The 15,153-nt window shown below is 26.7% G+C and carries 20 protein-coding genes; 4 read left to right on the forward strand and 16 right to left on the reverse strand.

Features of this window, described 5'->3' with window-relative positions; genetic code table 11:
* Positions 1 to 126: 126 nt before the first annotated feature.
* From P4S50_RS09650 to P4S50_RS09670, 5 genes are all read right to left on the reverse strand, one after another.
* Positions 127 to 807 (reverse strand): uracil-DNA glycosylase family protein, encoded by a 681-nt coding sequence (locus P4S50_RS09650; protein WP_277730573.1) that lies wholly within the window; start codon positions 805 to 807, stop codon positions 127 to 129.
* A gap of 263 nt (positions 808 to 1,070) precedes the next feature.
* Positions 1,071 to 1,445 carry an aldose epimerase family protein gene (locus P4S50_RS09655; RefSeq protein WP_277730574.1) on the reverse strand — a complete coding sequence of 125 codons (375 nt, stop codon included), beginning with the start codon at positions 1,443 to 1,445 and terminating at the stop codon, positions 1,071 to 1,073.
* A 189-nt stretch (positions 1,446 to 1,634) separates the two neighbouring features.
* Positions 1,635 to 1,799, reverse strand: coding sequence for a hypothetical protein (locus tag P4S50_RS09660; RefSeq protein ID WP_277730575.1), 165 nt, complete (start codon positions 1,797 to 1,799; stop codon positions 1,635 to 1,637).
* 347 nt (positions 1,800 to 2,146) lie between these two features.
* Entirely contained in the window at positions 2,147 to 2,296 is a 150-nt protein-coding gene (locus P4S50_RS09665) for a hypothetical protein (protein ID WP_277730576.1), read from the reverse strand.
* Between the two features lie 481 nt (positions 2,297 to 2,777).
* A complete protein-coding gene (locus tag P4S50_RS09670; RefSeq protein WP_277730577.1) occupies positions 2,778 to 3,974 on the reverse strand; it encodes a stalk domain-containing protein in 1,197 nt (398 codons plus the stop codon).
* A 440-nt stretch (positions 3,975 to 4,414) separates the two neighbouring features.
* Between P4S50_RS09670 and P4S50_RS09675 the strand changes: the two genes are divergently transcribed.
* The gene (locus tag P4S50_RS09675; RefSeq protein WP_277730578.1) at positions 4,415 to 4,960 is read left to right on the forward strand and encodes a hypothetical protein; all 546 of its coding nucleotides are present in this window, start codon (positions 4,415 to 4,417) and stop codon (positions 4,958 to 4,960) included.
* Positions 4,961 to 5,179: 219 nt separating this feature from the next.
* Here P4S50_RS09675 and P4S50_RS09680 read toward each other — a convergent pair whose 3' ends face one another.
* A complete protein-coding gene (locus P4S50_RS09680; RefSeq protein ID WP_277730579.1) occupies positions 5,180 to 5,884 on the reverse strand; it encodes a TraX family protein in 705 nt (234 codons plus the stop codon).
* A gap of 494 nt (positions 5,885 to 6,378) precedes the next feature.
* Between P4S50_RS09680 and P4S50_RS09685 the strand changes: the two genes are divergently transcribed.
* The gene (locus P4S50_RS09685) at positions 6,379 to 6,846 is read left to right on the forward strand and encodes a hypothetical protein (RefSeq protein WP_277730580.1); all 468 of its coding nucleotides are present in this window, start codon (positions 6,379 to 6,381) and stop codon (positions 6,844 to 6,846) included.
* Between the two features lie 80 nt (positions 6,847 to 6,926).
* Here the strand turns inward: P4S50_RS09685 and P4S50_RS09690 are convergent, their stop codons facing one another.
* Both P4S50_RS09690 and P4S50_RS09695 read right to left on the reverse strand, forming a co-directional pair.
* Positions 6,927 to 7,694 carry an NfeD family protein gene (locus P4S50_RS09690; RefSeq protein ID WP_277730581.1) on the reverse strand — a complete coding sequence of 256 codons (768 nt, stop codon included), beginning with the start codon at positions 7,692 to 7,694 and terminating at the stop codon, positions 6,927 to 6,929.
* Position 7,695: 1 nt separating this feature from the next.
* The gene (locus P4S50_RS09695) at positions 7,696 to 8,028 is read right to left on the reverse strand and encodes a PadR family transcriptional regulator (protein ID WP_277730582.1); all 333 of its coding nucleotides are present in this window, start codon (positions 8,026 to 8,028) and stop codon (positions 7,696 to 7,698) included.
* Between the two features lie 396 nt (positions 8,029 to 8,424).
* Here P4S50_RS09695 and P4S50_RS09700 point away from each other — a divergent pair, with 396 nt between their 5' ends.
* Positions 8,425 to 8,631 carry a hypothetical protein gene (locus P4S50_RS09700; protein ID WP_277730583.1) on the forward strand — a complete coding sequence of 69 codons (207 nt, stop codon included), beginning with the start codon at positions 8,425 to 8,427 and terminating at the stop codon, positions 8,629 to 8,631.
* A 70-nt stretch (positions 8,632 to 8,701) separates the two neighbouring features.
* On the opposite strand, the gene P4S50_RS09705 is transcribed toward P4S50_RS09700, so the two are convergent.
* The 8 genes from P4S50_RS09705 to P4S50_RS09740 form a co-directional block, all read right to left on the reverse strand.
* A complete protein-coding gene (locus P4S50_RS09705; protein WP_277730584.1) occupies positions 8,702 to 8,899 on the reverse strand; it encodes a PspC domain-containing protein in 198 nt (65 codons plus the stop codon).
* A 249-nt stretch (positions 8,900 to 9,148) separates the two neighbouring features.
* On the reverse strand, positions 9,149 to 9,694 hold the full coding sequence (locus P4S50_RS09710) for a P-loop NTPase family protein (protein WP_277730585.1): 546 nt from the start codon (positions 9,692 to 9,694) through the stop codon (positions 9,149 to 9,151).
* A 71-nt stretch (positions 9,695 to 9,765) separates the two neighbouring features.
* A complete protein-coding gene (locus tag P4S50_RS09715) occupies positions 9,766 to 10,311 on the reverse strand; it encodes a hypothetical protein (RefSeq protein WP_277730586.1) in 546 nt (181 codons plus the stop codon).
* 224 nt (positions 10,312 to 10,535) lie between these two features.
* Positions 10,536 to 11,300, reverse strand: a complete 765-nt coding sequence (locus P4S50_RS09720) for a BAR domain-containing protein (protein WP_277730587.1) — start codon at positions 11,298 to 11,300, stop codon at positions 10,536 to 10,538.
* Positions 11,301 to 11,382: 82 nt separating this feature from the next.
* Positions 11,383 to 11,691, reverse strand: coding sequence for a hypothetical protein (locus P4S50_RS09725; RefSeq protein ID WP_277730588.1), 309 nt, complete (start codon positions 11,689 to 11,691; stop codon positions 11,383 to 11,385).
* Between the two features lie 42 nt (positions 11,692 to 11,733).
* Positions 11,734 to 11,994, reverse strand: coding sequence for a CPCC family cysteine-rich protein (locus tag P4S50_RS09730; RefSeq protein WP_277730589.1), 261 nt, complete (start codon positions 11,992 to 11,994; stop codon positions 11,734 to 11,736).
* Between the two features lie 439 nt (positions 11,995 to 12,433).
* Positions 12,434 to 12,547 carry a phage terminase small subunit-related protein gene (locus tag P4S50_RS09735; RefSeq protein WP_277730590.1) on the reverse strand — a complete coding sequence of 38 codons (114 nt, stop codon included), beginning with the start codon at positions 12,545 to 12,547 and terminating at the stop codon, positions 12,434 to 12,436.
* 195 nt (positions 12,548 to 12,742) lie between these two features.
* A complete protein-coding gene (locus P4S50_RS09740; RefSeq protein ID WP_277730591.1) occupies positions 12,743 to 13,390 on the reverse strand; it encodes a hypothetical protein in 648 nt (215 codons plus the stop codon).
* A gap of 630 nt (positions 13,391 to 14,020) precedes the next feature.
* Here P4S50_RS09740 and P4S50_RS09745 point away from each other — a divergent pair.
* Complete coding sequence (locus P4S50_RS09745; protein WP_277730592.1) at positions 14,021 to 15,079, forward strand: lamin tail domain-containing protein; 1,059 nt, start codon at positions 14,021 to 14,023, stop codon at positions 15,077 to 15,079.
* Positions 15,080 to 15,153 lie beyond the last annotated feature (74 nt).

Below are 15,153 nucleotides of genomic sequence, written 5' to 3' on the forward strand. Positions count from 1 at the left end.
ATAAAACAGTAGCTTTGGTTGGCTACTGTTTTAGTTGTTTATATGTTTATGTAGTTTTCTATGATTGATATATTCTATTCTTACACTTACTAATTTATAAATTTTATTATTAATATTTTGAGACTCCTACCAATCTAAGTGGTTTTTTATTTCATTAAAAGTACTTAAAAGTTTAGTTCTATTAAAATTCCACCTTCTTGTATGACCCATATATATAATCAATTCAAATTTGTATTGTAATCTAAGCTCAATTTGATCTTTATCATTTTCAATAATTTCCTGAAATTCTAACTGAGCTGGGTTTTGAAGCACATTACCTGTACAAGCTAAGTATGCAAATTCTCCACAAATCAATAAAATTCTAGGTTGAACTAATTGTATTTCATTTCGTATTCTCTCTAAATTATCATTGGAAATTACATCCCTTTTATTTGGATCTACAAAGTCAGTTGAATCAGGTGAAGATTTAGGCCATCTGGGATAAGAATTAGTACAAGCTATATATTTTTTTCTTAGATTTAAAAAATCATCTTTAAGGATTAAATTAGTCTCATTTTTTAAAGTTAATTTTTTATATTCATCTCTTAATTTAATAGGCCAAGTAAAACTTTGATTATTATTAAAATTTGCTACCCAATTTATATTAAAATTTAATAATGTTCTGTACAAATTGCTTCCCTGATGACCAAAAAGAGGAATACCACTTTCTGCTTCTCTAGGTCCTGGAGCTTCATTCATTAATAAAATAGGTATGCTATTAACCATAGTATCATAATGAATATCTACTATCCTCGAGTCATATATCATAAAAAACTCCTTTCCTCAACATTATTTATAGTATATTTTACCATATTTCATCCTAATATAGTATATTTTGTATAAATACGTAATATCTTAAACAACAAAAAGACATAAACCATAAAGATATAAATTAAATACACATTTATAGGTTTATGCCTGAAATTTAGTACTTTATTATATTTATTGTTTTGTATACTATAAAACTGTAATCTTATAGTGATATTTACTCAACGTAAATTTGAATCATAGAAATTTATAATCTAACTTTTTTACTTCATAATTTCAAAAGAATAAATAGTTTGAGATCTATAGTATCTATTTTTATATAATATACTGGATGGAAAACTATCTACATTAATGCTATTTGGAAAATTTTGAGTTTCCAAACATAATCCAGAGTATTTATTATAAACACAATGCCCTTTACCTCTATGCTCTTTAATTGAATTTCCTGTATATAATTGTACACATGGTTCTGTAGTATATAATTTCATGGTTATTCCTGTTATATCCGAATATAAAGTAGCGACATCATGAGAGTTATCATTTAATATAAAATTATTATCATAGCCGCCAAAGTACCTAATCTGGCTGTAATCACTATTAATATCACAACCAATTTTTTTAGATATCCTAAAATCCATTGGTGTATCTATATTTGTTAATCTTTTGTAAAATTTCAAAATAATTTAAAGGTTTTTGAGTTTTTTTGTCTAATTATACTCTTTGTGATATAAATCTTTTCTGTGCAAAGAATCTTTATATCAACATCAAAAAATACACTACCTATAATATAGGTAGTGTATTTTCATTTATATATGTATTTTTAAATTCTATCTATTATTTATACAAGCTATTTTACTAACTGTGTCCTCAAATTCCTTCATCAGAGAAAACCCATTTTCTCTTAGAAACTTTTCAGCAATAAGCATTACTTTTAAATCTTTCTCTGTAATTTCTTCAGACTCCTTATTTATTTCATTAATTTTTATCCCCATATATCCTCACCTCTATTTTTAATTATACCAGAACATTAGTTCTTTAAACATATAAATTACTTTTTTCTAATAATATTTATATTGCTATTTATAGATATTTTTTTAATTTATACTATTATTGAAAGTAATAAATTAAGATTTCACATAATTTAATAAACGAAAAAACTCTTCAAAAAAGATATTATAAAGCATGGAATTAGAAATTATATTTTCTATGAAAATAATGGTCCTAAAAATACAGCAAATGATATTTAATTTGTCCTTTTGCATAAAAAAAGAGCCTGTGGCTCTTATGCTATTTTCTTCTTATTTGATGTAGTATACTATATATCATCTATTCCTTCCAATCACTCTTCAGCTTTTCCTAAGTTTTTAGCAGTGTTCTCTAATTTCTTAATAATAGAATCTAGCTCATTATCATCATAAGATAATTTTCTAAGTTTATTAGCTACATCCTCTAATACATCAGTAATTGTATCGATTGTACACTTTTCCATTTTCCCCCACTCCCTTCTTTATACATAATTCTACATGAAGGTATATTATTCCTTTTATTCCACGATTTAATTTTCAGCAATTACGCCCATTAATTTTTTAGTAATATGCTTCACTATAAATAACGAATTTTTAAAGTCACCATTAAAATTATTATTTTAGTTCTGATGCTTTTTTGTAAGTTCATCCATTGTTTAACTCTTGTATAAAATTTATAAAACTCGTCCATAATTTAAATACGTTTCTTTCTTAAAACTTTAATTTTTGGGGAGGTTATGCTCCCCATCAAGTACATGCTTTTTTTCTCTCTATTCCCACCAATTAAAGAGGGCATCTTTGGTGGGAGTTTTAATTTAACTTAGATTTTATTTCTTAACATATTTTGTTATAGTTCATTTTCTTATCCATCTTAGTATTGTGTTATCAAGGATAAATGGATCTAGCAAGAGATGTCATCCTCTACAATAATAAAGGATTCAAATATCATTCGCCAAATTCTAAAACCATATCTAATCCAACCACACCTATGAATTTTCCATTTTTATAAATACCTTTTGTTATAGTAATAATTTTATTACCACTAATAATATCTGTATATGTATCTGAAATATAATTTCCGTCTTTTTTAGTATTTATATACCAAGTTCTTTCTCTAGCATCATAATCATCTGGTAATTCATTATATGGTTCTAGATATATTCCTCCTGTTTCTTTTGCAAAATATATCGCATCTATTGATTTATCTTCAATACTTTTTCTAAAGTTAGTTAATACTTGTTCAATATTTTCTGAATTTGACTCACTACTTATTTGTTGACATAATAAATTTAATTTTTCTTTTGTATCTTCTATTTTTAAGCTATATTCTTCGTTTATACTTTTTTCAATTGGTTTTACATATTTTTGTGGATCCACATACTTCCCATGTACTCTAACTTCAAAATGTAGACAAGATCCTGTTTTTGCTATTTTATCTCCTTCTTTTACTTGGCTACCTTCTTCTACAAGCAGTTCACTACAGTGTGCATATATTGTAACAATTCCTTCTCCATGATCAATAAAGACTACATTACCATATCCTCCAACTTCTTCAGATATCATTACCTTACCGTCTGATGAAGCAACAATTTCACTTCCTTCTTTAGCTGGTATAGCTATACCTGAATATATTTTTTTACCCTTTATTCTTGGTTCATAATATAATCTTCCAAAATAGGCACTTATCCTATTACAACTCGGTACAGGCCAGGTCATTTTTTTAATTTCAGATGTTGTTATGATAATTCTTTTATTTTCAGCATCCCACTCTACATTTCCACCAAATGTTTCAGTAACAAACCTTATAGGAACTAAAGTCGTTCCATTTACAACTCTAGGGGCAACTGCTAAAGTGATTTCTTCATCGTTAATCTTTGCTATAGAGCTATCTAGCTGCAACCACACATTAATATTACCTTTTATAGCAGATACAGATTTATCTTCGCTATTCCATACTACCGTTGCTCCTAATGCTTCAAAAATGCTCCTTATAGGAACAAGCGTTGTTCCTTTTTCGTTAATTGGCTCAACAGGAAATGTCATAACTTCACCATTTAAGCTTATTTCGCTAATATCCTTTGCATATATTACACCTGTAAAAAGTAGCATAACACATATTGATATTAATAATATTTTCTTCATTATCTACACTCCTTAAAATTTTTACTATTGCTGTACTTATCCAAATTGTTAAAGATAGATTTTTCATAAATTATATTATGAACAGTTCTTCTTTTCTCAGTACTAAATATTAGATCTTATATAATATTAAGGTATATTTTACCATAACATAGCACATTTTCATACTTATTGTATATTTGTGATCGATTATATTTTCACTGAAATTTTTAGTATATTAGTTTAAGAAAGTAAAAGTAAATACATACTTTCTAAATATGATTTATCAGATAAACAAAAGAAAAAGATTATAGTTAAGTGTAAAAAAGAGATTAGTCTTTTGATTTAAGAATTTTCAATAGAAATATTTTGTTAGAACTGAGAACAACCTTCTAATATAATAATAAATTCTCTGAACATACTAATATAATAAAATTTAAAATACATAAAAAGGAGAGATTAGAATGAAAATGACTAAACTTGAAAGAGAAATCATGAATGACGAGATTACACCAGTTGAACTGTTAGATTATTTCCGATTCAAAGATGCTGTAGAAGATTTGACAATTCAAGAAGTAGAAGAATATATAGAAAATATAAAGAATAAATTTGCAGGGGTTAAAAGAACTAGAACAGGTGAGAAATTAAGTGCTGAACAAATAAATGCCAGAAAAAAAATTCAGACACAACATAAAAAAGTAACACAAAGTAAAAAAACAACTATAAACAAAAATATTGAAGAAAATAAACAAAAAACAGAATTGCAATCTATATACAAAAATATGGAGGAAGAAGGGGTAAAATATGCTGAGAAACATTTACAAAGCAACACCTATGAAAAGTTAATTGACTTGGAGCAAGTTCATGAAGACCTTGTTGGTAAGTTAGACTTTAATTTACTTTTATTAGAAGAAAAATATGGAGAATTAACTAAAGAAGCAAAGGAAAAATATATAACTACGTTTTTAGAATGTTTGAGAAGTAGTATTATGAAAAAACATATTCATTAATTTAGAAGGTGGTTCAACAACCAAAACAGTAGCTTTGATTGGCTACTGTTTTAGTTGTTTGTGTTTATGTAGTTTGACTACTATTAGTTTTTTACGTATATATAAAACCCCTCCTGATTATGATTCAGAAGTTTTTAAACTTGTAATGTTGTCGATAATTTTCAATTTATACTTTATGTTTAATTAGACAGTGACTTGCACTGCTCAAACTTACAATAATTAATAAATAAAAATTTGTATAAAATAAAGCACTAGTAAGTGTACTGGGTAAAATGCATAAAACACATACTTATTAACTCTAGGATTAAGATTAGTGTTTATGTAGATAAAAGGCAAACTTAAAATTGCAAATCCTTGTTTACCTATAGATACACCTAAAATCATCAAGTCATTACCCAAGAAAAATGGTATAGAGAGTAATACCCCTATAATAGTTGCAGATATAATAGGATTATTTCTACATAGAAAAAACACTATCATTAAAATAACACCATCTATACCATAATCGAAATTAAATAATCCAACAACCAGCAAACCCAAAACAGATATCCACCATTTCCTATCTTTTAATCCATAAACTACTGATAGTCCAATTATAAGTGTAAAAAATATATTCCAAATAAATATATTTTCTACAAAACCATTCCAGGTAGGATGATTTGCTAAAGCATAAATAGGCTGAGAAATTAATGCAAATATAAATAATCTCAAAATATATTTTTTGATATCATGTGTATACAAGCATCCAACCACAATACAATATGCAAAAATAGGAAAAGCAATCCTTCCTATAATTTGAAAATATAAAACATCAGGGAAAAGGATTTTACCAGTATGATCAAATGTCATTGCAATGATTGCAATGATCTTTAAAAAATTAGTATCTAAATTTGAAGCTATTCTACGTTCTTCTACTTTGAACATTATATTTCCTCCTTTATACTGTTTTAATATATATATCAAAATTTTTTATAATTTTAACATACAAATGACTTTGCATAATGTAAGCCATTATTTTTTTCTATTTTTTTCCATATATATTCTACCATAATATATCCTAATTTTATATTTTATTTATACAAGAAAAACTAGTAGCTTTAGTTGACTACTAGTTTTAGCTGTTTATGTTTATGAACATTCAAACTTTTTAGAATATATACAGAAGGTTTAGTAGCAGCAGAATAGAAATTGCAGTTGATTTTATGGTATAATTTACTAAAACAAACTTAATTAAAACAGAAAGGAGAAATATGACTTTAATCAATAAAATTTTTAATTTTTTAATTATCAATTTTTTCAATTCAAAATTACAAAAAGTCCTCTTAATTACTTCTGTTATACCATTAATTATTTTAAAATTAATTAACGAAATACAAAAACACAATCATGCTATAATCGTTATTGGAAAATTTGAAACTATGCATAATATTTACTCTATATTATTTTTATCTTCTATAACATTATTATTAATATCTTTATTTGTGAATTCTAATAAATCAGTTATTAAAGTAATTATGATTTTAATATTAATAATATTAATATTTTTTTATAGCTTTATTATTTATATGGATGAGAGAAAATATTTTTATTTCAATTCACCAAATAATGAATATATGTTAATTGTTGAAGAAGATTCTTTTCTATTAGGTGGTTGGTCTAATTTTTACAGCAAAGAAAAATCATCTATATTTGTAAAAAATTTAAATTCTAGAATAAATACAGATGATGGATATAGACCTTTTTCAGACAAAAATTATCATTTAAAATGGTTAGATGAAAATACAGTTGAAGTTTATTATTATTTTGGCCAAGGTGATTGTGATATTAATTGCTACCCTAAAAATACAAATAGGAGCACTATAATTCATCTTAAAACTACATATTGACAATAGATAAGTATTTAGCTTGCTTGTGGTTATAGCTTCCGTTTAACTACTCCTAAATAAAATAAATTATTAAATATTTATTATACAAGTTCTACTTTTTTAACAATTAGATCAAATCCATCTATGCGAACTATGATAAGAGGATCCCCATTTTTTATCAATCCATCTTCACAGTAAACTGTCTTTATATCATCGTTAAATAGCCCTTTACCCTTATAATCGAAATTTTCAGTAGCTATTCCATGTTGCCAAAGAAACTTTTGCTCTTTTTTTATTCTTCTGAATTCAATAATAGATAGTTCAATGATTATTATTGGAGCAAAAACACATATAAGAATTATAGTCTGTATAAAAGAGTGAGACATCATTACAATTCCTAATGAACAAATAAATACCCCATTGGCATTTGACCCTCCACTTTGACTTCTTCCATAAAAGAATGGAAGGTCTGAATATTTTTCAACACCCATCCATATTATAGCATAGACTGTTAAAAATACACCTAGGATTCTTAAAATATCAATTGGTGCTATAGCTAAAAAATCTGATCCATTTAGCTCTAATAGCTTTTTTGCTAGTTGCAAGGTTAGAGTTATTGTGATTAATGCAATAACTTGAATCCAATCAATATTTGGAGGATGTACATAATCTAGCATTTCACCTGCAACCTTTGGATCTCCCATATCTTTAATAGCAGCTTCTTCAGCATCATCCTTAGAATATCCCATTTTAATATAGGCTTCTTTTTGGTCAATAATATGATCTTTTATTTCCATACAAATTTCATTTCTCTTTTTTCTATTAGAAATAGTTTTGCTTAAAAGATGTAAATACTCATCTGTTTTCATATTAATACACCTCTATTTCTAGAACAGATGCCATAGTTTTAACATATTTTTGCCATATATAAGTTTTATCCTGTAATAATTTTTCCCCTTGTGATGTTAAAGAATAATATTTACGAACTTTTCCATTAACTTTTCTCTCATAACAATTTAAATGCTTTTGTTTTACTAAACTGTGTAGCAAAGGGTATAATGTACCTGCCTTAAATTGAAACATATTGTTTGAATTAATCTGTAAAGTTGATATCATTTCGTAACCATACATATCCTTACTTTGAAGTAATTTTAAGATAAGTATAGTCATATCTCCAGAATATAAGCTGTTATAATCTGACATTCTTATCATCCTTTCAATACTTTGGATTATTTTACATTTATTGTTAATATTAGTGTATATCGATAATCTATATATGTCAATATCCTAATTTTCTAAGCGTACGCCCAAAGATATCTAAACGATAACTTCGAATATAATAGACTCTCTTTCTAAGTGTATATTACACTGCACAATTTTATACTTTCTGTATATTTACGCAAGAAAAAACAGTAGCTTTAGTTGACTAATGTCTTCTTCAAACGCCTTATGTATTTCATTAATTTTTATTCCTACATATTCCTCTCTCTATTTTAAATCATATAAGAACATTAGTTCTTTAAACATATAAATTTTTATTATATTCTTTTCTGTTAATGGATATAATCCAAATATAAACTAAACCATGGAGGTATTTTTATGTTTGAGAATGAGCAATTTCAAATACTATTAAAATCATTCGGAAGCTCAATTAATCAGTTAGAAAGCAATCTTGAAAATCACTTGGAATATTTATCTTTAGATGAGAAAAAAGAAATGCTTAAAGAACTTCAGGATTATAAAAATATGCAGATAAAAACTGAATGTATGATGGCTAATAAGGAAATGGAAAAGTTTTTAGAGTAGAATATTTTATCTACAAAGCAAAAATATTATAATTTCATATAGAGTAAAAAAAGAAGTCTATAAGACTTCTTTAATAAATATCTGTTTGACCGGGAATTACTATTGCACAAATAATGTAGCCAATAACGCCACATCCTCCAAGAAGAATAAACAGCATCCATAATAGTCTAACTATTGTAGGGTCCATCTCAAAATATTCAGCTATACCACCACATACACCTGATATACGTCTATCTTTTATTGATTTGTAAAGTTTCTTTTTATACATAAGATTCCCTCTTTTTAGTATTTTGATAAAAATACATATCATTAAAACTTAAGATAAGTAGATTTTTATCTACTATAATATATTTTCAATTATTTTATTTGCTACATCTATATACTTTTTAGTATCTATTGCCTTTCTTACTACCTTCATCAATCCACCATCTATAATTATATAAATAATTTTTATACCATAATATCTTACAATTGGAAACTTATTATATTTTTAGATGATAACACAACTAAATTTCCCTCATTTGACAAATAACTCATCAATTTTAGAAATTACTATATCAGTAGATATAGTTCCATCAATTACAATTTGCTTACACAAAATTGATTTTATCCACTCATCATGTAATTTTTTACTTCTCATAGAGGTATCTCCTGTATCATATTTTCTAGCCCATTGTATAAATTCCATATGTTTATTAAACATATCACCATTAGGTAAAATACGATTCCCAAACCTCTGAAGTTCTCTTTGTCTCAGTCGCTTTATACGAATTTTAGTAGGTGTAACTACACGAATTATTAAATCAAATTTTGAAATAAAACAATCTCCCCATCCACATAACGAACCTGTTATTACACATTTCTTATATTTTTTTATATCTTCTTCTAGTAACTTCACTCGTTGATTTAGCTTTCTAGGAGTTATAAATGGAGGATCGGTTGGAAGCCAATAGTAATCATCAACATCCAAATGAGTATAGCCATACCTATGTTCAATTGCCTTGCCAAGTGTTGTTGTGCCAGAACCAGATGCACCTACTATATGTATGATATTAGTTAGCATAGAAAACCTCCTACTAAGTTTATTTAAAATAATATTGATAATTTAATTTATATACTCTTAAAAATACAAGGTTAAAAATCATATTTAAAATGTTCCTTAACAAGAGTAGTTAAAGGATACGAAACATCTATATCTAAATCGCAAAAATATAAATAAGCTATACTTTTCTTCTTTTCAGATGTTCCAATCATGCCAAAAGTTCTTCCAAACATTGTATTTCCTTTTCCATTTTCACCTACGACCTTGAAATTGTAACTATTTATTGAAAACTCAGGTTCAGGTATCATTCTATCTGTATTCTTTTGCAAAAAAAGATATTTTTCCGACAATTTATTTTTTTCACTTTCATATGTTCTGTCGTCATACTCTACAACAAGAACAACTGAATAAGATTCACGTATATACCATGAATTGTCAGTATATTTGTATGAAATATTCTTATATTCAGGTAAATCATCAAGATTAGGCATAAAATCTTTGGCATATTCATCTATTATTGTTCCAGTATTAAGGTAATTCTTAATGTTTGAGTTATTATAGTTAGTAATATAACTATTAATGCTAATAATACAAAAAATAAAAGCAATTAATTTAATGATTAAATATTTTTTCTTCATCTTACATCACTTCTTTCAAAATAAATTATCTTTATTTCGCAATTTCTTACTATTGCTTATCTTATATCTTTTCATATAGTTTTTATTTATTTCCATGTATATATTACCATAATATAACAACAGTTCATACTTATTGTATTTTTGTGCACTATAAAACAGTAGCTTTGGTTGGCTACTGTTTTGATAATAGAAAATATTTACAATACCTTAGTTTATATCTAAAATTAGCTGATCCAGAATTCAATACCTATAGGTATAAATCTATTGTCATTCACATATTTAACTGTATAATTTGAATATACATCCTTAATAATATCACCTGTATTTTGACAGATTCCTGTTGCATAAAAACAACCATCAGTTTTCTTAGTTCCACAATAGCAACTACATATAGTTTCATCTATATCATACTCTGCCTCTATCTTTATATGTTCTTTAAAAAACTTCATTAAATCCTCTTGAAGTTTTTTATTGTTACATTCTATATTTATATCATCTTCAACATCTTCATTAAAATCTATAAAATAATGACTTTTTTCTAATTCATCATAACGCTTTATAGACCAAACCTCTATTCCAATTGGCCAACCATTATCCTTAAATTTAACAGTATAATTCCACTCTGAATCTATATCTCTCACTCTTGAAAAAGTTAAACTAAAGCAATTTTCCCAAACTCTTATATCACTATAATATATTTGTCCAAACTCCATACTAATGCACTCTTGTAAATCATCGTATCCTAACCAGATCTTACATCTATCTATTGCTAATTTCTTATATTTATCTAAATCTTTTAATATTTTATCTGCCATGTCTATATATTCACAGTTTGGTAAATTTTCATCTCCAAACACAATAATATTTATATTTTCAATAGAAACTCCCCATTTAGAATATTTTATATCCCTATTTTCAAATATATCTTTATGCCTTATGTTTTCTAATAACTTTAATTGATTAGTAAAATTTTTTTTAAATTCTATCATTTTTAGTTCCGCCCTTACCTCAATAAACTTTTAAAATATTAAATATGTATACTACTAACTTAATAATGAAAGAAGTTATATATTAAAATATAAACTTAAAACCATCTTCAGGTTCACCGACTTCAAAACCTAATAAATCAGTAGCTTTTTCTTTGAATAAATTAAACCAAGATTCCCACTCTTCATTAAGCATTTTTGCATAAAATTGTAATCCACTAGGCTCAACAGATGCACAAATGAATTTTTCTGTTTCCTCTGTTCCAAACCAATATGGAATGCCATCAATGTAATTTATCCAACCTGGCATTTGAGAATATAAATTTGAAATTTCATTCCAAATTTCATCTGGTAAACTATAATGAATATTTAAATTATGGTTATGTATCTCCATTTGTTCTACTCCTTCTATGTTTATATTTTGTCTAAGAAAAGTTTACTTTTCATTATCATTTGCTTTACGTACATATTGTACTAGACGTTCTATGCAAGCACCAAAAGTTTTATAGTTTTCTTTTGCCTGTTTCAGAGATAGACCATGGTTTGAATCACTAGGTTCCTCATCATCTGAAACAAATGGATCAATTTCCCAATAACAAACAGGGCAAATAGATCCACAGAGATAAACATTTTTTTCAGTTCCTATTGAGAATGTATAGTTGCCACAGCAAGGACACATTGTTCTATCTTTTCTCATTAATAGCCTCCTATATAGTCGTTGGGGTTAATATTAATTATACTTTACCATAATGTAGCACATCTTCATAGTTATTGTATATTTGTGCAATTAAAAACAGTAGCTTTGGTTTTCTAATTTTTTTAATTTATATCAAACTCAATAACATACGGTGTATTTTTATAGCATTTAAATATTTCCTGTAAATAATTTATGTATTTTTATAATTATAAACTTTTATTAAATTATTTTTTAAGTATGTCTTCTAATACAAAAGCATATAAAAAACCCCCTCTTGGATGCTTCAAATATTTTTTATTATTCAAGTTCTTGTATAGCTGCAGTACATAAAAAATGAAAAATACTTCCTTTTTCTGCTCCTTTTTATTAGTAACGTTACTTTTAATAACAATCCTTTTATTTGACCATCCCATTTATCTTGTCTTTTCCATTTTATAATCTAAGAATCTTTAACTCCTAATTCTTCTGCTATATATTTTAACTTTACTGATCCTTTAGAATTAAGATATACTTCTTTAGCTTTATCCCTGTTTAGACTTTTTGCCCTTACCATATCACTACCTCATTCTAGTTGCTTTATGTATTTTGTGTTTGTTTTGTTTCTTTGTATTAAAAAAGAGTCATTGTTCCTGTTTTATAAATATCAAAACAACCAATTATTATATAAAAGCACCACGAACCCCATAGTGCAAACTGGCTACTTGTCTACACTATATGGTTCGTGACTTTTCATAAACTTCAATAATATTTAATTATTTTCAACAGCTTCTTGAATCTCTTTATCAAATTTTTCTAAAACTTGTTGTCTTAATTCTTGCATATGATTCTGAGGCTCTTGGGAATCTAAAGAACGTTTTTTACGTTTTGATGTACTAATATTAAATGTTTTTAGTTCTTCTGTATCTTTACCATCTATATTATATTTAGCTTGACTTACACCATTTGTTGCATATGCTTTGCCCTCATCGTACCAACCTAAAGTTAATATGTACAGACAATCTTCTTTCAATTCTGTATAATCCTCATATATAAGCTTATTTTCACCTTCAAAAATACCTCCTTGTTCTATATAGTAAGGCTCAATAATATTAATATTTTCATTATTATTGATTGGGTGATTGTCATTGTTTTTCAAAACTTTTACTATTTCAACTTCACTTAAAGTATATCCCGTTTGGTCCCAATCCTCTCCATTAACAACATTTTCCTTATTACCTTTTGCTTTTACAAGTATTACCGCATCAGAATCTTTGTAAAGCTCATCAAAACTGTTTATACTTGCCATAAGTGCATCTTGTTTTATAACATTAATATGATTATGTTTATATATTAAAAATGACGATAAAGATAAACATAAGCTTAACGATATAGCTATTATTTTTTTTTTACTTAGCATATTTTTATTCCCTCCTTCTTAATCCTATTTATACTCAAAATGATATTCATCTATTTCTGTTACCCAGGCATTATCTCCATTATAATGAATTTCCATAATTGCATTATTCCTTGAATTTGTATCTTCGTCACAATTTGCTAAAGACAATGCATGACCAAATTCATATATAATTACTGCATATTTATCTAAAGTATGATCTATCTATGTATACAGCTATAACCCCCTCATTGGAATCAGTTGAAGTCTTAGTAATATCAATATTTCTTGATAGTTTCCTCCAACTTTTTGTTAATTTCAAATTAGGATCCTAATTAATTTATTAATATTATCTGTGTTTGTAAGTTATTATTTTTTTGTATTATATTTTAAACTTCACTTACATTTTTTCAGCTACTATAAATAATATATTACAAAAGTAACAACAATACCATAAAACTGCCTCTCAATAATTTCAAAAAATCACCCCTTATAACAATTTCTATAATGCACAATATATACTACGTTCCCATAATTTTCTTGTTTTTTCTTCATATTTTTCTGCCTTATTATGTAGAAATTTAATATATCCTGCAAGATTTTTTATAAAATAGTGATATAATTAGGATATTAATATAAGAAGGAGGTATCATATTGAAAAAACTCAACAAAATATCGTCTATAATACTCTGTTTTCTACTAATGCTATTATTTACAGCTTGTAAATCTACAGAATCTGAAGTATCTTCAAATGAGTTTGAAAAAGCTAAGGCAGAAATACAACAAGCAAAAGCTTCATCTAATGAAAACGAAGAAACTACAAGTGATAATCAAACCACTCAACCAAATATAAAAGAGAATAAATTAATTGAGGTTGATGGTGGAAATCAATCTGGTCATAGAGAACCTAACGTTGTTGTAGATATAGGATATGGCGATAGAGAATATTATGCTTATACGAATGAGCATAATCAATTGGTTAAAGTAATAGCTAGGAAAATCACTTTACAGGATGAATCTACTGAGCCTGTTCTATCAACTGGAAGATATTATCGTGATGAAGCAAAAGTACCTGGAGTAGAAAGTCCAACTTTGGATGAAGGCCACGTTATAGCTGATTCTCTTGGTGGTGTTTCAAATGCATATAATATAACACCGCAAGAAAGCACACTTAACAGACATGGTGATCAGGCTTATATGGAAAAAGCTATCAGAGATGCTGGTGGTTGTACAGATTTTGTTGCTGTTATAACTTACCCAAATACAAATACTCAGATTCCAAGTCATTATAGTTACACATACACAATTAATGGACATGTTGTAAATGATGAATTTGACAATGTAAATCCAGATAAAGTCAATGCAAAGTTAGAAACAAATGTATCAACTAAGGAACAAACAAATAATATTAGTAAAGATCTAATGATTACTGCTCTAGATAAAAAAGCTGAATATATTGTAATTACAAATTTAGCAAGTAAGTCAGTGGATCTTACGGGGTGGAAGATTATATCTGTAACAGGTAATCAGTCTTTTACATTTCCCAAATTCACTTTAGATTCAAATTCATCTGTAAAGGTTGGGGACTCTGCTAAAAACTCAGATGTAGAATTTCATTGGCTTGATAGTAAAGGGACTTGGAACAATAGCAAAAGCGATCCTGCAGAGTTATATAACACTAAAGGTGAACTTGTTTATAGATTCGATGATTAATAGATTAAGTGATCTGATGCTAAAGCACATGATTATGGTGCTTGTAAGAGATATCATCCACTACAATAATAAAA

It is taken from the genome of Tepidibacter hydrothermalis, from assembly GCF_029542625.1.
Lineage (GTDB): Bacteria > Bacillota > Clostridia > Peptostreptococcales > Peptostreptococcaceae > Tepidibacter_A > Tepidibacter_A hydrothermalis.